Raw genomic sequence first — 15870 nt, forward strand, 5'->3', positions numbered from 1 at the left:
CCCAATGACTGCCTGGCCTGAAACGCTTACTTGCGCTTCATCGACAGGAAGAACTCGTCGTTGGTCTTGGTCTGCTTGAGCTTGTCGACCAGGAACTCGATGGCGGCGATTTCGTCCATCGGGTGCAGCAGCTTGCGCAGAATCCACATGCGCTGCAATTCGTCGTCGGCGGTCAGCAACTCTTCGCGGCGGGTACCGGAACGGTTGATGTTGATGGCCGGGAACACTCGCTTCTCGGCGATGCGGCGGTCCAGCGGCAGCTCCATGTTGCCGGTGCCCTTGAACTCTTCGTAGATGACTTCGTCCATCTTCGAGCCGGTTTCGACCAGCGCGGTAGCGATGATGGTCAGCGAGCCGCCTTCCTCGATATTACGCGCGGCACCGAAGAAGCGCTTCGGCTTCTCCAGGGCATGGGCGTCGACACCACCGGTCAGTACCTTGCCGGAGCTCGGGATGACGGTGTTGTAGGCACGCGCCAGGCGGGTGATGGAGTCCAGCAGGATGACTACATCCTTCTTGTGCTCGACCAGGCGCTTGGCCTTCTCGATCACCATCTCGGCAACCTGCACGTGGCGGGTAGGTGGCTCGTCGAAGGTGGAGGCGACCACTTCGCCGCGCACGGTGCGCTGCATTTCGGTCACTTCTTCCGGGCGCTCGTCGATCAGCAGGACGATCAGGTGGCACTCGGGGTTGTTACGGGTGATGTTGGCCGCGATGTTCTGCAGCATGATCGTCTTGCCGGCCTTCGGCGGCGCCACGATCAGGCCACGCTGGCCTTTGCCGATCGGGGCACACAGGTCGATGACACGACCGGTCAGGTCTTCGGTGGAGCCGTTACCGGCTTCCATCTTCAGGCGCTTGTTCGGGAACAGCGGCGTCAGGTTTTCGAACAGGATCTTGTTCTTCGCGTTTTCCGGGCGGTCGAAGTTGATGGTGTCGACCTTCAGCAGGGCGAAGTAACGCTCCCCTTCCTTCGGTGGGCGGATCTTGCCGACGATGGTGTCGCCGGTACGCAGGTTGAAGCGACGGATCTGGCTGGGCGAGACGTAGATATCGTCGGGGCCGGCCAGGTAGGACGCATCAGCCGAACGCAGGAAACCGAAACCATCCTGGAGAATCTCCAGCACGCCGTCACCCGAGATCTCTTCGCCGCTTTTCGCGTGCTTCTTCAGCAGGGCGAAAATCACGTCCTGTTTGCGCGAACGGGCCATGTTTTCGATGCCCATCTGTTCGGCCATTTCCAAAAGATCGGTAATCGGCTTTTGCTTGAGTTCAGTCAGGTTCATAAGGGGAGTGACGTAATCATGTAAGAAGGGAGAATTAAGCTTCTGGCTTAATGAGGCCGCGCCGCTAGATGGCGACAGGATCGCGTACTGATTCGAATTAGGGATGCTTCGGCGACGGCGTGTAGAGGGCACTGGAGAAGCAGTGCGAGGCCGAATGTAACACTTGCTTTTTTCGACGTCTAGTGGTTTTGACGGGGTAAATCGTACCCCTGCAGACCTCTGCGGGCAAAAAAAACCCCGCATTCGCGGGGCTTTTCGCTATCACAGGTGGGCGTCGAGGAACGCGGCCAGCTGCGATTTGGACAGGGCGCCGACCTTGGTGGCCTCGACGTTGCCGTTCTTGAACAGCATCAGGGTCGGGATGCCACGCACGCCGTGCTTGGCCGGGGTTTCCTGGTTCTCGTCGATGTTCAGCTTGGCGACGGTCAGTTTGCCCTCGTAGGTGGCAGCGATGTCGTCCAGAACCGGAGCGATCATCTTGCATGGGCCGCACCATTCAGCCCAGTAGTCAACCAGAACCGGGCCCTGAGCCTGCAGTACTTCGGCTTCGAAGCTGGCGTCGGTGACGTGTTTGATTTTGTCGCTCATGGAAATCTCCAAGGTCGTAAGCAATAAAAAACGTTGCCCATCATAGCCGCACCCGTCTCCTACAGGAAGTCGCGGGCGATTGAGTGTAACTATAGTTGTGCAAGACGCCACGAATCGAAACTGTCATGCCAGTGTCATAGCATCGAATGGCCTGTTGTCCTGCATCAAGGCCAGCTCAACGGCTGGGTGCCACGCGTTGGCGATAGCCTGCTATCGTGGCACGATTGCCGGGTTAACGACCGAGAACAACCAGATCATGCCGCATACCATCGCGAAGAACCTGTCCCTGATCGCTGCCATCGACCTTGGCTCCAACAGCTTTCACATGGTCGTGGCCAAGGCCCACCATACCGAAATCCGCATTCTCGAGCGGCTCGGCGAGAAGGTGCAGCTGGCCGCCGGCATCGACGAGGGGCGCATGCTCAGCGAAGAAGCCATGGAACGGGGCCTGGACTGCCTCAAGCGCTTTTCCCAGCTGATCAACGGCATGCCCGCGGGCTCGGTGCGCATCGTGGGCACCAACGCCTTGCGCGAAGCGCGCAACCGCAACGAGTTCATCCAGCGTGCCGAAGCCATCCTCGGCCACCCGGTGGAGGTCATCTCCGGCCGCGAAGAAGCGCGCCTGATCTACCTCGGCGTGTCGCACACCCTCGCCGATACGCCGGGCAAGCGCCTGGTCGCCGACATCGGCGGCGGCAGTACCGAGTTCATCATCGGCCAACGCTTCGAACCGCTGCTGCGCGAAAGCCTGCAGATGGGCTGCGTCAGTTTTACCCAGCGCTACTTCCGCGACGGCAAGATCACCCCGGCCCGCTACGCCCAGGCCTACACCGCTGCGCGCCTGGAGCTGATGAGCATCGAGAATGCCCTGCATCGCCTGACCTGGGACGAAGCCATCGGTTCCTCCGGCACCATCCGCGCCATCGGCGCTGCTATCAAGGCCGGTGGCCTGGGCAATGGCGAGGTCAACGCCGAAGGCCTGGCCTGGGTCAAGCGCAAGTTGTTCAAGCTGGGTGAGGCCGACAAGATCGACTTCGACGGCGTCAAACCTGACCGGCGTACCATTTTCCCGGCAGGCCTGGCGATTCTCGAAGCGATTTTCGATGCGCTGGAGCTGCAGCGCATGGACCACTGCGACGGCGCCCTGCGCGAAGGCGTGCTGTTCGACCTGCTGGGCCGCCACCATCACGAAGATGTGCGCGAGCGCACCCTCAACTCGCTGATGGAACGCTACCACGTGGACCAGGGCCAGGCCGCTCGCGTCGAGCGCAAGGCCCTGCACGCGTTCGACCAGGTCGCCGACGCCTGGGACCTGAAAGACGGAAACTGGCGCGACCTGCTGGGTTGGGCGGCGAAGGTGCACGAGATCGGCCTGGACATCGCCCACTACCATTACCACAAGCACGGGGCCTACTTGATCGAGCACTCCGACCTGTCGGGCTTCTCGCGCGAGGACCAGCAGATGATGGCCCTGCTGGTACGCGGCCACCGCCGCAACATCCCCAAGGACAAGTACGCCGAACTGGGCGAGGAAGGGGTCAAGCTCCTGCGCCTGTGCGTGCTGCTGCGCTTCGCCATCCTGTTCCATCACATCCGTGGCAACCAGCAGATGCCGAAGGTGGAACTCAAGGCAGCCGGTAACAGCCTGGATGTGGTATTCCCGCAAGGCTGGCTGGAACAGAACCAGCTGACCCAGGCCGACTTCGCCAACGAGGCGGAATGGCTGGCCCGGGTCGGCTTCGTCCTCAGCGTACGTTGAGGACCGGGTTGCTCAGGCGCTCCAGCAAGGTCGCCTGGGCACTGCGCGGGTTCTGGTTGCCGGTCGGCGTGCTGCGCACGTAGCGCCCGTCCGGCTGCAGGGTCCAGGCGTGGGTGTTGTCGGTCAGGTAGCCTTCCAGCTCCTTCTTCACCCGCAGCAGCAGTTTCTTGCCTTCCACCGGGAAGCAGGTCTCGACACGCTTGTCGAGGTTGCGCTCCATCCAGTCGGCACTGGACAGGTAGATCTGCTCTTCGCCGCCATTGAGGAAATAGAACACCCGCGTGTGCTCGAGGAAGCGACCGATGATCGAGCGCACCTGGATGTTGTGCGAAACCCCAGGGATGCCTGGGCGCAGGCAGCACATGCCACGCACCACCAGGTCGATCTTCACGCCCGACTGGCTGGCTTTGTACAGCGCCTTGATGACCTTGGCGTCGGTCAGCGAGTTGAACTTGGCAATGATGTGCGCCGGCTTGCCTTCAAGGGCGAACTGGGTTTCCCGCGCAATCATGTCGAGCATGCCCTTCTTCAGGGTGAACGGCGCATGCAGCAGCTTCTTCATGCGCAGGGTCTTGCCCATGCCGATCAGCTGGCTGAACAGCTTGCCGACGTCCTCGGTGAGGGCGTCGTCGGAGGTCAACAAGCTGTAGTCGGTGTACAGGCGGGCGTTGCCGGCGTGGTAGTTACCGGTACCCAAGTGCGCATAACGCACGATCTCGCCGTGCTCGCGGCGCAGGATCAGCATCATCTTGGCGTGGGTCTTGAAGCCGACCACACCGTAGATCACCACCGCACCAGCGGCCTGCAGGCGGCTGGCCATCTGCAGGTTGGATTCTTCGTCGAAACGCGCACGCAATTCGATCACCGCAGTGACCTCCTTGCCGTTGCGCGCAGCGTCGACCAGGGCGTCGACGATTTCCGAGTTGGCACCGGAGCGGTACAGGGTCTGGCGCACGGCGAGCACGTGCGGGTCCTTGGCCGCCTGGCGCAGCAGGTCGATCACCGGGGTGAACGACTCGAACGGGTGCATCAGCAGGATGTCCTGCTTGCCGATCACGCTGAAGATGTTGTCAGCGTTTTGCAGCAGCTTGGGGATCGCCGGGGTGAACGGCGTGTACTGCAGCTCGGGGTGGCTGTCCAGGCCAGTAATGCTGAACAGGCGGGTGAGGTTGACCGGGCCGTTGACCTGGTACAGCTCGCTTTCACTGAGGCTGAACTGCTTGAGCAGGTAGTCCGACAGGTGTTTCGGGCAGGTATCGGCCACTTCCAGGCGCACGGCATCGCCATAGCGGCGCGAGAACAACTCGCCGCGCAGCGCGCGGGCCAGGTCGTCGACCTCTTCGGAATCCAGCGCCAGGTCGGCGTTGCGGGTCAGGCGGAACTGGTAGCAGCCCTTTACCTTCATGCCCTGGAACAGGTCGTCGGCGTGCGCGTGGATCATCGACGACAGGAACACATAGTTGTCCCCTGCGCCACCCACCTCCTCCGGCACGCGGATGACCCGCGGCAGCAGGCGCGGGGCCGGGATGATCGCCAGGCCGGAATCGCGGCCGAAGGCGTCGACCCCCTCGAGCTCGACGATGAAGTTGAGGCTCTTGTTCACCAGCAGCGGGAACGGGTGGGTCGGGTCGAGGCCGATCGGGGTGATGATCGGGGCGATTTCGTCGCGGAAATAGCGGCGCACCCAGGTCTTGAGCTTGGGTGTCCAGTAACGACGGCGGATGAAGCGGATCTGGTGCTTTTCCAGCTCTGGCAGCAGCACATCGTTGAGGATCGCGTACTGGCGCTCCACTTCGCTGTGCACCAGCTCGCTGATGCGCGCCAGCGCCTGGTGCGGCTGCAGGCCGTCGGCGCCGGCCAGTTCACGGGCAAAATTGATCTGCTTCTTCAGGCCGGCGACGCGGATCTCGAAGAACTCGTCGAGGTTGCTGGAAAAGATCAGCAGGAACTTGAGGCGTTCGAGCAGCGGGTAGCTCTCGTCCAGCGCCTGTTCCAGCACGCGGATGTTGAACTGCAGCTGCGAGAGTTCGCGATGAATATACAGGCTGCTGTCGTCCAGGCCGGGGACGGCAATGGCCGGGGCCGGTGCTGGCGCCGGGGCCACAGGACCGGCCGCTGGCTCTACGGCAGGCGCGGGCGCCGGCGGCAGGTCTGGCGGGGTCTGCACCATCTCTTCGGGGATTTCCTGAGCATCCTTGATCGCGACAGGGGTTAGCACTTCATTATTCATCTGGCGTTCCTGAGGACGTTAACGCCCTATCATCAATTGAGCGGCAAGATAAGCGCCCATTATGACGCCTGTGTTACACGCCAGGGCAAGCGATGGCGCGCGCCTTCGGGCATTCTCGGTGCAGGAAATGTTCACGTCGAGACACATTTGGACACTTTCATGAATGCGCGCGAAGGGGTAGGCTGCGCGTTCATTTCGCCAGCACCTCAGAAAATGCTTCAACAATTCCTGCAGGATTTCGGCTACTTCGCCCTTTTTCTTGGCACCTTCTTCGAAGGCGAGACCATTCTGGTGCTTGCGGGATTCCTTGCGTTCCGCGGTTACATGGACATCAACCTGGTGTGCCTGGTGGCCTTTTTCGGCAGTTATGCCGGCGATCAGCTGTGGTACTTCATGGGCCGTCGCCACGGCCGCAGGATTCTGGCGCGCAGGCCACGCTGGCAGGCGATGGGTGACCGCGCACTGGACCACATCCGGCGCCACCCCGATATCTGGGTATTGAGCTTCCGCTTCGTCTATGGCCTGCGCACAGTCATGCCGGTGGCGATCGGCCTGTCGGGCTATCCGCCGCGCCGCTACCTGCTGCTGAACGGTCTTGGCGCGGCGATCTGGGCAGTCGCCCTGGGCGCGGCCGCGTACCACTTCGGCGCCATTCTCGAAGGCCTGCTGGGCAACGTGAAGCGCTACGAGCTCTGGGTACTGGGTGGCCTGCTGGCGCTGGGTGGCCTGCTATGGCTGCGCCGGCGCTTCCGTACCCTGCGTGCGGAGCGCAAGGCGGCGGACCAGGCCCAGGCCCCACAGGCTGAGCAGGCCGTAAGCCACGAGCAGGACCCAGGCCAGCGGCACGACCACCGCTAGGCCCGATGCACCGGCCAGGTACAGCGCCGGCGCGCTTGCCACCAGCCGTACCTGTTCCAGGCGCGTGGCCCAGGGCCGGTTCTCCAGGAGCGCGCCCAGCACGAACAAACCGAACGCCATCAACGACCAGCCGAGCACCAGCGCGGCAGTTGGCACGCGCTCGGCCACGCCCATCAAATAGCTGCCCAGTGCCAGATAAACCACGAATTGTGCCGCCACGTAGGCCTGCTGCGGGCGGCCCAGGGCAACCTCGAACTTGCGAAACAAGGCCAGGTCCTGCTTGCCATGCGGGTAGCGGGCGGCTACATCGGCTGGGCGCCAGCCCGTGGGCATGAACCAGATGCGCAGCTTGTCCCACAGGCTGCCGGCACGCCGGGCGTCCTGCCAGAGCTGGGCGTAGAACTGCAGGTTGGCCCATAGCGGGTTCCAGCTGGCCAGCGGCGTGGTCACGCCGAACACGACCGGCTCGGCCGGGTCCTCCTCCTTGAAAGTGCCGAACAGACGGTCCCAGAGAATGAACACGCCGCCGTAGTTGCGATCCAAGTAAGCAGGATTTTGCGCATGGTGGACGCGATGGTTGGATGGCGTGATCAACACCCACTCGAGCCAGCCGAGCTTGGCGATATGCCGGGTATGTACCCAGAACTGGTACAACAGGTTGAGCGACGCCACAGTGATGAACACCACTGTCGGCACCCCGACCAGTGCCAACGGCAGGTAGAAGATCCAGGAAAAGATGAAGCCGCTGCTGGTCTGGCGCAGCGCGGTGGTGAGGTTGTACTCCTCGCTCTGGTGATGCACCGAATGCGCAGCCCACAGCACGTTGCGCTCGTGGCCGAGGCGGTGCAGCCAGTAATAACAGAAGTCGTACAGGACGAAAGCCAGCAACCACACCCACCAGGCCTGCGCCGGCAAGCGCAGCAGCGCCAGATGCTCGAATGCGAATGCATAGGCCAGCAGACCCAGCCCCTTGGTCAGCAGCCCGGTGCTGGTCGACAGTGCACCCGTGCTGAGGCTGTTGATCGAGTCGGCCAGGGTGTAGTTGCGCTGCCCACGCACGCGGTCGGCCACCAGCTCCACGGCGATCAACACAAAGAAGAACGGCACGGCCAGCAATATCAGGTCCATGGGCATGAGCTCAGGCGTTATCCACCAAGATTAGGCCGCAGCCGCAGGAATCCCTATGGCGACATCTGCCAAACTAGAGGACATTTAGCGCCTCGACACTGGAGTAATGAGCATGACAAAAAAAGTAGCGGTGATTCTTTCCGGCTGTGGCGTGTATGACGGCGCCGAAATCCACGAAAGCGTGATCACCCTGCTGCGCCTCGACCAGCGCGGTGCGCAAGTGCAGTGCTTTGCGCCCAACATTGCGCAGCTGCATGTGATCAACCACCTGACCGGCGAGGAAATGCCCGAGTCGCGCAATGTACTGGTGGAGTCGGCGCGCATTGCCCGCGGCCAGGTCAAGGACATTCGCGAGGCCAAGGCCGAGGACTTCGATGCGCTGATCGTGCCGGGCGGGTTCGGTGCGGCGAAGAACCTCTCCAACTTTGCCGTGGAGGGCGCCAATTGCAGCGTCAACCCGGATGTGCTGGCCCTGGCCGAAGCCTTTGCAACGGCATGCAAGCCGGTTGGCCTGATCTGCATCTCGCCGGCGCTGGCAGCGAAGATCTACGGGCCGGGCGTGGTCTGCACCATCGGTACCGACGCCGACACCGCGGCAGCCGTGGTGAAGATGGGCGGCACTCATGAAGATTGCGATGTGCACGATATCGTCGAAGATTCCCAGCGCAAGCTGGTCACCACCCCGGCGTACATGGAGGCCAAGTCGATCAGTGAAGCGGCTGGAGGTATCTACAAGCTGGTGGATCGGGTGCTGGAGCTGACTCACGAATAGGTGCTTGCTGGCGCGCCCCGTGCAGGGGCGCGTACACCTCAGGCTTTGGAAAGCCGGGCGATGATGCGGTCCAGCGCATTGGCAAACGCCTGCTTCTCGCGCTCGCCGTAAGGCGCCTGCCCTCCCCCCACCTGGCCCTGCTCGCGCAGTTCGGTGAACAGGTTGCGCGCCGCCAGCCGGTCACCCATGTTGCGCTCGTCGAACTCGCGCCCACGCGGGTCCAGTGCTGCCACGCCCTTTTTCACCAGGCGGTCGGCCAACGGTACGTCACTGCAGATCACCAGTTCGCCGGGCACGGCGTGCTCCACCAGATAATCGTCCGCCGCGTCCATGCCGCTGGGTACCACGATCAGGCGTACGATGGCGAACGCCGGCTTGGCCACAGCCTGGCCCGCGACCATGACCACTTCGAACTTGCGCTTGAGGGCGAACTTGACGACCAGATCCTTGGCCGCCTTGGGGCAGGCGTCGGCATCGATCCACACACGCATCGGGTAACCTCGTCATTCATTCAAGGCAGCCATCATGCCTCAACGGCAGTAAAAGCTGGAGCTTGCCGCCATTGGCGATGGCAAATTGGCGTCAATCTTTCAATTGGCGCTTATCCACCGCCGATCCCTCAGGCTACACTCGCCACAGCTCCATTGGCCTGCCCGAGTGCGCAATGAACCACCCCCACGAAATCCGCCCCGACCTGGACGAAGGCATCGACCGCAAGGAACTGGCGACCTTGCGTGCGCGTTTCCTGCGGCTCAACCAGGGCCGGCTGCAGCGCGCACTGGAAGGCCTGTCGACGCGCCAGCAACAGGTGCTGACACTGTTGCCGCTGCTGTTCCACATAAACCATCCGCTATTGCCGGGCTATGTTTCGGGCAGCACCCCTGCCGGCGTATCAGGTTACGAACCGGGCGCCGAGTTGCTGCTCGAGGCCCAGCGCCTGGCCCGCTCGTTCACCTACAAGGCCCGCCATGGCAACCCGCCGCGGCCGATCCACGGCCTGTTCCTGATGGGCAGCCTGGGCTCGCTGGCGCAGGCCGAGCACAGCGACATGGACCTGTGGGTGTGCCATGCGCCCGGCCTGGCCGATGAACAGCTGGGCGAACTGCGGCGCAAGTGCCAGCTGCTGGAAGCATGGGCGGAAAGCCTGGGTGCCGAGGCGCACTTCTTCCTGATCGACACCCAAGGTTTCGCCCAGGGCCAACGCGACGGCCAGCTCGGCTCCGACGACTGCGGTACCACCCAGCACTACCTGCTGCTGGACGAGTTCTACCGCACCACCATCTGGCTGGCCGGGCGCACGCCGTTGTGGTGGCTGGTGCCGGTGTACCAGGAACAGCACTACCACAGCTACACCCAGACCCTGCTGTCCAAGCGCTTCATCCGCAGCCAGGACGCGCTCGACCTCGGCAGCCTGGCGAACATTCCGCCTGGCGAGTTCGTTGGCGCCGGCCTGTGGCAGCTGTTCAAAGCCATCGACTCGCCCTACAAGTCACTGCTCAAGCTGTTGCTGACCGAGGCCTATGCCAGCGAACACCCCGCCGTGCGCTGCCTGAGCCTGGAGTACAAACAGGCCGTGTTCGCCAACCAGCTCGACCTCGACGCGCTGGACCCCTACGTGATGGTGTACCGGCGCATCGAACACTACCTGCTGCAGCGTGGCGAACGGGCCCGCCTGGAGTTGGTACGCCGCAGCCTGTACCTGAAGGTGAACAAGAAGCTCAGCGAGCCATCCCGGACCACTGGCTGGCAACGCCGACTGCTGCAGCGCCTGACCGACGAATGGGGCTGGGACACGCGCCAACTGGCACTGCTGGACAGCCGCAACCAGTGGAAAGTCCAGCAAGTCGCCGTGGAGCGCCGCGACCTGGTAGCCGAGCTGAACCACAGCTACCGCTTTCTCAGCCAGTTCGCCCGCACCCAGAACGCCAGCAGCCGCGCCGACCAGCGTGACCTCAACGTGCTGGGTCGGCGCCTGTATGCGGCTTTCGAGCGCCGTGCCGGCAAGGTCGAAGTGATCAACCCGGGCATTGCCCCGGACCTCGCCGAAGGGACCCTGACCCTGGTCCAGGCGCCCAACCGCAAGGAGCCCGGCAGCCACCACTGGGGGCTGTATACCGGCAACCTGAGCACGCATGACGTGGAGCATTTCAGCCCGCTGAAACGCTGCCGCGAGCTGATCGAACTGCTGACCTGGGCACACCGCAACGGGGTGATCGACAGCAGCACGCGCCTGGCCTTGCACCCCGGTGTCAGCGACCTCAGCGAAATCGAGCTGTTCAACCTGGTGGGCTGCCTGCAGCAGAGCATTCCGCTGCCCTTGCCGATCGTCAGCGAGGTGCGCCTGCTGCAGCCCAGTGTTGCCGACGAAGTACTGCTGCTGGTCAACGTCGCCATCGACCCGCTGCGCCACCACCGCGACCTGAACATCCTGATGACCACCGAGCGCACCGACTCGCTGAGCTACGCCGGTGTGCGCGAAAACCTGGTGCTGACCCTGGACCAGGTCACCCTCAACAGCTGGAACGAGGTGCTGGTCCAGCGCTATGACGGCGACCATGCGCTGGTGCGCTGTCTGCGCGACTTTCTCAACAGCCCGGTGCTGCATGGCCAGCGGCCACGGGTGCGGGTACGCTGCTTCTGCCAGAGCCGCGCCCAGGCCATCAGCCAGCGCGTGGAGGAAATATTCGACACGGTACAGCTGCTGCTGGACCAGGGCCAGAACCACCGCTACCTGCTGCAGGTTGCCCAGCACACCCATGTGCTTGAACTGCTGGCCGGGCACGCAAGCCTGACGACCCTGACCGACCACGAGGCATTACTGGCCTACCTTGGCGAAGAACGCAGCAGCTACAGCCCCCTGTACCTGGACGCCAACGCCCTGCAGGACCACGACCTGCGCCTGGTCCTGGAACAAGGCCAGCCAGGCTGCATCCAGGTGTTCTACCGCCTGCAGGGTAGCTGGGCCGAGCTGTATGTGCTGGATGAGTACAACGCCTTGTGGCAACAGCGCCTGCCACTGCACGACGAAGCACACCTGCTGCTGCCGCTGCAGCGTTTTCTGCGCTCGGTGGTGATGCGCCGTGATGCCCGGTTGCCGATGGACACCCTGCGGCCGGCGTCACTGGACATCCATTACGCCCAGTTGCTCCCATCCGGCCCGGGCAAGGCGCGCAGCAGCGAGCCGCGCCCGGCCCCTTTCGAAGGCAGCGACCAGCCCTACTACGAGGTACAGGCCATTATCCAGGCCGGGGTGGCGGGTGCTGCGCATGTGACGCTGTACTGCGACCAGCAGGAATTTTCCGAACTGGAGCATGGCGAGCAACTGTATGCGGTAGTAGCCAGGCAGATTATCGGCCAGCGGCGCAGCGCGGGCCAGTACCGGTGCTACATCACCGACCTGGATCTGTCCGAGCTGCTGGATGACCAGTTGGGGTCGACGCAACTGTACCTGCGCTACAAGCGGGAGCTGGAGCAGGCGTTGAACGAGGGCTTGGAGCGGATATCCAGCGAATGACCGGGGCCGCCTTGCAGCCCCCTTGCAGCCCCAGGACTCAAAGGTCGAAATCGCCCGCCGCTTCCGGCTGGTACTCGACTTCCAGCAGCTTCAGCTTGAGGGTCTTGCCGCCTGGCGCCGGCCAGTCGATCTGCTCGCCCACCGACAACCCCAGCAAGGCGCAACCAATCGGCGCAAGGACCGATACCCTGCCCTCAGGCCCGGCATCCTTCGGATACACCAGGGTCAGGTGGTAATCCTTGCCGCTGGCTTCCTCACGGCAATGCACGCGCGAGTTCATGGTCACCACGCCAGCCGGTACTTCCTCATGACCGACCACCTGCTCGGCACGGTCCAGCTCGCCCATCAAGGCGAGCACACCCGGCGTACTCTCGTCGAGGCTGTCGATCAGACGCTCCAGACGCTGTACGTCCAATCGGGTGAGGATGAGGGAAGGCTTGGTGCTCATGATCCAGTCAGACTCCTTTGAACAGGCGGTTTTCAACAGGCAGATAAAGCAAAACCCCGCCCAAGGGCGGGGTTTGTAATGGCATTGCGTCACTGACGCAGAACCCGACACTACCACAGCCGGGCAAATACTCAAGCCCCTGCGATCAGTGTGCCTTAGCCTGATCGCGCAGGGCCTGGGCTTCGCGGCAGATCTGCCGGCGCCGCTCGTCATCGGCCGAGCGCCATTCGCGAATGTGCTCTACATGCCGGTGGCAGCCGGTGCAGATACGCTGCTCGTCCAGCCGGCACACGCTGATGCACGGCGACGGCACGGCAGGGCTGACGTTGCTGTAGAGCGGCCTGGGCGGCCGGGCCGGGGCACTGCTCATGTCAGATCTCGTCGAAGTCCAGCTTTTCGCCGGCCCGTTCCCAGACGATGCGTTCGAGCATTTCGCCGAGCAGCTCCTCGCTCTTCTCGCACACCCACTTGCCGCTGTCCTCGTCGTAGTCGAAGTGGAAACCACCGGAACGGTCGGCCAGCCACAGCTGGCGCAGCGGCTCCTGGCGGCTGAAGATCAGCGTACTGCCGTTGTCGAACTTGATGGTCAGGACACCCGCCGAGTTTTCCATGTCCAGGTCCAGGCCGCTCTCGTCGAACAGGTCTTCCAGGGCCTGTTGGGTAGTGTCGACCAGATCATGGAAACGCGCTTCACTCAAACTCATTACCGGAACCTCGAAATTGGCTGCGTTACTGGCATGCCGGGCAAGATACGGGCGCTTGCCGCCGAATGCAAAGTTTTAGCCATTGCCTGCAGCGGCACGAACCCGAAGCCAGCGCAGTGCCCGTGGGATCGGGAAAGGGCCGCTGCACGCGCCAAGAATAGCCCGCCCGGCGGGCCTGCCCTTGCATAGGCAAGCCGTCGGTCGCTCGGTATACTCGGGCGCAATACTGCAAATTTCTAAGGATTTCACCCATGAAGCGCCTGATTTCCTCCTTCGCGGCGCTGGTCGCTGTTGCCTGCCTCGTTTCGGCCTGCGGCCAGAAAGGTCCGCTGTACCTGCCTGAAGACGGCGATAACGGCAAAGCGCACAAGTCGCACCAGCACTCGCCAAAAGCCAAGCCGGCCCCGACGTCGGAACAGCAGCCGGAACAGCAGCCGGAACAGCAGCCCGAGCTGCAGTCCGAGCCCGAGCAGTCGCCAGCGCAGTAAGGAAACCAGATGAACGCTTTCAACTACCGCGACGGCGAGCTGTTCGCGGAGGGCGTGGGCCTATCGGCCATCGCCGAACGTTACGGCACCCCTACCTACGTGTATTCGCGCGCCCACATCGAGGCCCAGTACCGTAGCTACACCGACGCCCTGCAAGGCACCGAGCACCTGGTGTGCTTCGCGGTCAAGGCCAACTCCAACCTGGGCGTGCTGAACGTGCTGGCGCGCCTGGGCGCCGGTTTCGATATCGTCTCCGGCGGCGAGCTGGAGCGTGTGCTGGCCGCTGGCGGCCGCGCCGACCGCGTGGTGTTCTCCGGTGTCGGCAAAACCCGCGAGGACATGCGCCGGGCCCTGGAAGTCGGCGTGCACTGCTTCAACGTCGAATCCACCGACGAGCTGGAACGCCTGCAAGTGGTGGCCGCCGAAATGGGCAAGGTCGCCCCGGTCTCGCTGCGGGTCAACCCGGACGTCGACGCCGGCACCCACCCGTACATCTCCACGGGCCTGAAGGAAAACAAGTTCGGCATCGCCATCGCCGACGCCGAGGCCATCTATGTGCGCGCCGCGCAGTTGCCGAACCTGGAAGTGGTCGGGGTCGACTGCCACATCGGTTCGCAGCTGACCAGCGTCGAGCCTTTCCTCGACGCCCTCGACCGCCTGCTGGTGCTGGTCGACCGCCTGGCCGAGTGCGGTATCCACCTGCGCCACCTGGACCTTGGCGGCGGTGTCGGTGTGCGCTATCGCGATGAACAGCCACCCCTGGTGGCCGACTACATCAAGGCCATCCGCGAGCGCATCGGCGACCGCGACCTGGCCCTGGTGTTCGAGCCGGGTCGCTACATCGTGGCCAATGCCGGCGTGCTGCTGACCCGCGTGGAATACCTCAAGCACACCGAACACAAGGACTTCGCCATCGTCGATGCGGCAATGAACGACCTGATCCGCCCGGCCCTGTACCAGGCCTGGATGGGCGTCAGCGCGGTCACCCCGCGTGAGGGTGAGGGCCGTGCCTACGACCTGGTCGGGCCGATCTGCGAGACCGGTGACTTCCTTGCCAAGGACCGTGTGCTGAACCTGGCCGAAGGCGATCTGCTGGCTGTTCAGTCTGCGGGCGCCTATGGTTTTGTCATGAGCTCCAACTACAACACCCGCGGCCGTTGCGCTGAAATCCTGGTCGACGGCGACCAGGCCTTCGAAGTTCGCCGCCGCGAGACCATCGCCGAATTGTACGCTGGCGAAAGCCTGCTGCCGGAGTAAGCCCATGCTGCTGCGTTTCACCAAGATGCATGGGCTGGGCAACGACTTCATGGTCCTCGACCTGGTCAGCCAGCACGCGCACATTCAGCCCAAGCACGCCAAACAATGGGGCGACCGCCACACCGGCATCGGTTTCGACCAGTTGCTGATCGTCGAGGCGCCAAACAACCCGGAAGTGGACTTCCGCTACCGCATCTTCAATGCCGACGGCTCTGAGGTCGAGCAGTGCGGCAACGGTGCGCGCTGCTTCGCCCGCTTCGTGCTGGACAAGCGCCTGACCGCGAAGAAGCGCATTCGCGTGGAAACCAAGAGCGGCATCATCGAACTGGACGTGCAGAACGACGGCCAGGTCAGTGTCGACATGGGTCCGCCACGCTTCACCCCTGCGGACATTCCCTTCATCGCCGACCAGCAGGCGCTGAGCTACCCACTGGAAGTCGACGGCCAGGTGTATCCGATTGCCGCCCTGTCCATGGGTAACCCGCATGCCGTGCTGCGGGTCGACGACGTGCACAGCGCCCCTGTGCACCAGCTGGGGCCGAAAATCGAAAACCACCCACGCTTTCCGCAGCGGGTGAATGCCGGCTTCCTTCAGGTTATCGACCGTCACCGCGCCAACCTGCGCGTGTGGGAACGCGGCGCGGGCGAAACCCAGGCCTGCGGCACCGGCGCCTGTGCCGCTGCCGTGGCGGCGATCAGCCAGGGCTGGATGGACTCCCCGGTGTCCCTCGACCTGCCCGGTGGCCGCCTGCACATCGAATGGGCCGGCCCCGGCAAGCCTGTGCTGATGACCGGCCCAGCCGTACGCGTCTACGAAGGACAGGTTCGTCTCTAAGCG

General features: G+C 63.5%; 14 protein-coding genes and 1 pseudogene. 7 read left to right on the plus strand and 8 right to left on the minus strand.

Translation table 11 applies throughout. The features are described from left to right. Positions 1-26 precede the first annotated feature (26 nt). Together rho and trxA are read right to left on the minus strand one after the other, a co-directional pair. Positions 27-1286 (minus strand): transcription termination factor Rho, encoded by a 1260-nt coding sequence (gene rho, locus ACLEJP_RS04735; protein WP_003253661.1) that lies wholly within the window; start codon positions 1284-1286, stop codon positions 27-29. Positions 1287-1547: 261 nt separating this feature from the next. Then, positions 1548-1874 carry a thioredoxin TrxA gene (gene trxA / locus ACLEJP_RS04740; protein ID WP_056794137.1) on the minus strand — a complete coding sequence of 109 codons (327 nt, stop codon included), beginning with the start codon at positions 1872-1874 and terminating at the stop codon, positions 1548-1550. Between the two features lie 256 nt (positions 1875-2130). Here trxA and ppx point away from each other — a divergent pair, with 256 nt between their 5' ends. Next, positions 2131-3633 (plus strand): exopolyphosphatase, encoded by a 1503-nt coding sequence (gene ppx / locus ACLEJP_RS04745; protein ID WP_440804713.1) that lies wholly within the window; start codon positions 2131-2133, stop codon positions 3631-3633. Here ppx and ppk1 read toward each other — a convergent pair. Then, a complete protein-coding gene (ppk1, locus tag ACLEJP_RS04750) occupies positions 3620-5863 on the minus strand; it encodes a polyphosphate kinase 1 (protein WP_225779705.1) in 2244 nt (747 codons plus the stop codon). The genes ppx and ppk1 overlap by 14 nt on opposite strands. Positions 5864-6076: 213 nt before the next feature. On the opposite strand from ppk1, the gene ACLEJP_RS04755 reads away from it, so the two are divergent. After that, positions 6077-6721, plus strand: a complete 645-nt coding sequence (locus ACLEJP_RS04755; RefSeq protein WP_440804714.1) for a DedA family protein — start codon at positions 6077-6079, stop codon at positions 6719-6721. Positions 6722-7222: 501 nt separating this feature from the next. Here ACLEJP_RS04755 and ACLEJP_RS04760 read toward each other — a convergent pair. Further along, positions 7223-7855, minus strand: a pseudogene (locus ACLEJP_RS04760) (sterol desaturase family protein); the annotation flags it as partial. 106 nt (positions 7856-7961) lie between these two features. Between ACLEJP_RS04760 and elbB the strand changes: the two are divergent. Continuing rightward, positions 7962-8621 (plus strand): isoprenoid biosynthesis glyoxalase ElbB, encoded by a 660-nt coding sequence (gene elbB, locus ACLEJP_RS04765; RefSeq protein WP_225779707.1) that lies wholly within the window; start codon positions 7962-7964, stop codon positions 8619-8621. 38 nt (positions 8622-8659) lie between these two features. Here the strand turns inward: elbB and ACLEJP_RS04770 are convergent, their stop codons facing one another. After that, the gene (locus tag ACLEJP_RS04770) at positions 8660-9112 is read right to left on the minus strand and encodes a YaiI/YqxD family protein (protein WP_170033681.1); all 453 of its coding nucleotides are present in this window, start codon (positions 9110-9112) and stop codon (positions 8660-8662) included. A gap of 173 nt (positions 9113-9285) precedes the next feature. On the opposite strand from ACLEJP_RS04770, the gene ACLEJP_RS04775 reads away from it, so the two are divergent. After that, entirely contained in the window at positions 9286-12135 is a 2850-nt protein-coding gene (locus tag ACLEJP_RS04775) for a class I adenylate cyclase (RefSeq protein WP_440804715.1), read from the plus strand. A 37-nt stretch (positions 12136-12172) separates the two neighbouring features. Here the strand turns inward: ACLEJP_RS04775 and rnk are convergent, their stop codons facing one another. The 3 genes from rnk to cyaY form a co-directional block, all read right to left on the minus strand. Continuing rightward, positions 12173-12583, minus strand: a complete 411-nt coding sequence (rnk, locus tag ACLEJP_RS04780; RefSeq protein WP_225779709.1) for a nucleoside diphosphate kinase regulator — start codon at positions 12581-12583, stop codon at positions 12173-12175. A gap of 145 nt (positions 12584-12728) precedes the next feature. Beyond that, a complete protein-coding gene (locus ACLEJP_RS04785; protein ID WP_440804716.1) occupies positions 12729-12953 on the minus strand; it encodes a DUF1289 domain-containing protein in 225 nt (74 codons plus the stop codon). Position 12954: 1 nt separating this feature from the next. After that, a complete protein-coding gene (gene cyaY, locus ACLEJP_RS04790) occupies positions 12955-13287 on the minus strand; it encodes an iron donor protein CyaY (protein ID WP_186684100.1) in 333 nt (110 codons plus the stop codon). A 251-nt stretch (positions 13288-13538) separates the two neighbouring features. Between cyaY and lptM the strand changes: the two genes are divergently transcribed. Genes lptM through dapF form a run of 3 tightly spaced genes read left to right on the plus strand, consistent with a single transcriptional unit; the run spans position 13539 to position 15867 of the window. Continuing rightward, a complete protein-coding gene (lptM, locus tag ACLEJP_RS04795; RefSeq protein WP_440804717.1) occupies positions 13539-13775 on the plus strand; it encodes an LPS translocon maturation chaperone LptM in 237 nt (78 codons plus the stop codon). 9 nt (positions 13776-13784) lie between these two features. Further along, positions 13785-15032 (plus strand): diaminopimelate decarboxylase, encoded by a 1248-nt coding sequence (gene lysA / locus ACLEJP_RS04800; protein WP_440804718.1) that lies wholly within the window; start codon positions 13785-13787, stop codon positions 15030-15032. A gap of 4 nt (positions 15033-15036) precedes the next feature. Then, positions 15037-15867, plus strand: a complete 831-nt coding sequence (dapF, locus tag ACLEJP_RS04805) for a diaminopimelate epimerase (RefSeq protein WP_440804719.1) — start codon at positions 15037-15039, stop codon at positions 15865-15867. The last annotated feature ends 3 nt before the right edge of the window (positions 15868-15870 follow it).

It is taken from the genome of Pseudomonas sp. SMV7, from assembly GCF_052041995.1.
Classification (GTDB): Bacteria; Pseudomonadota; Gammaproteobacteria; order Pseudomonadales; family Pseudomonadaceae; genus Aquipseudomonas.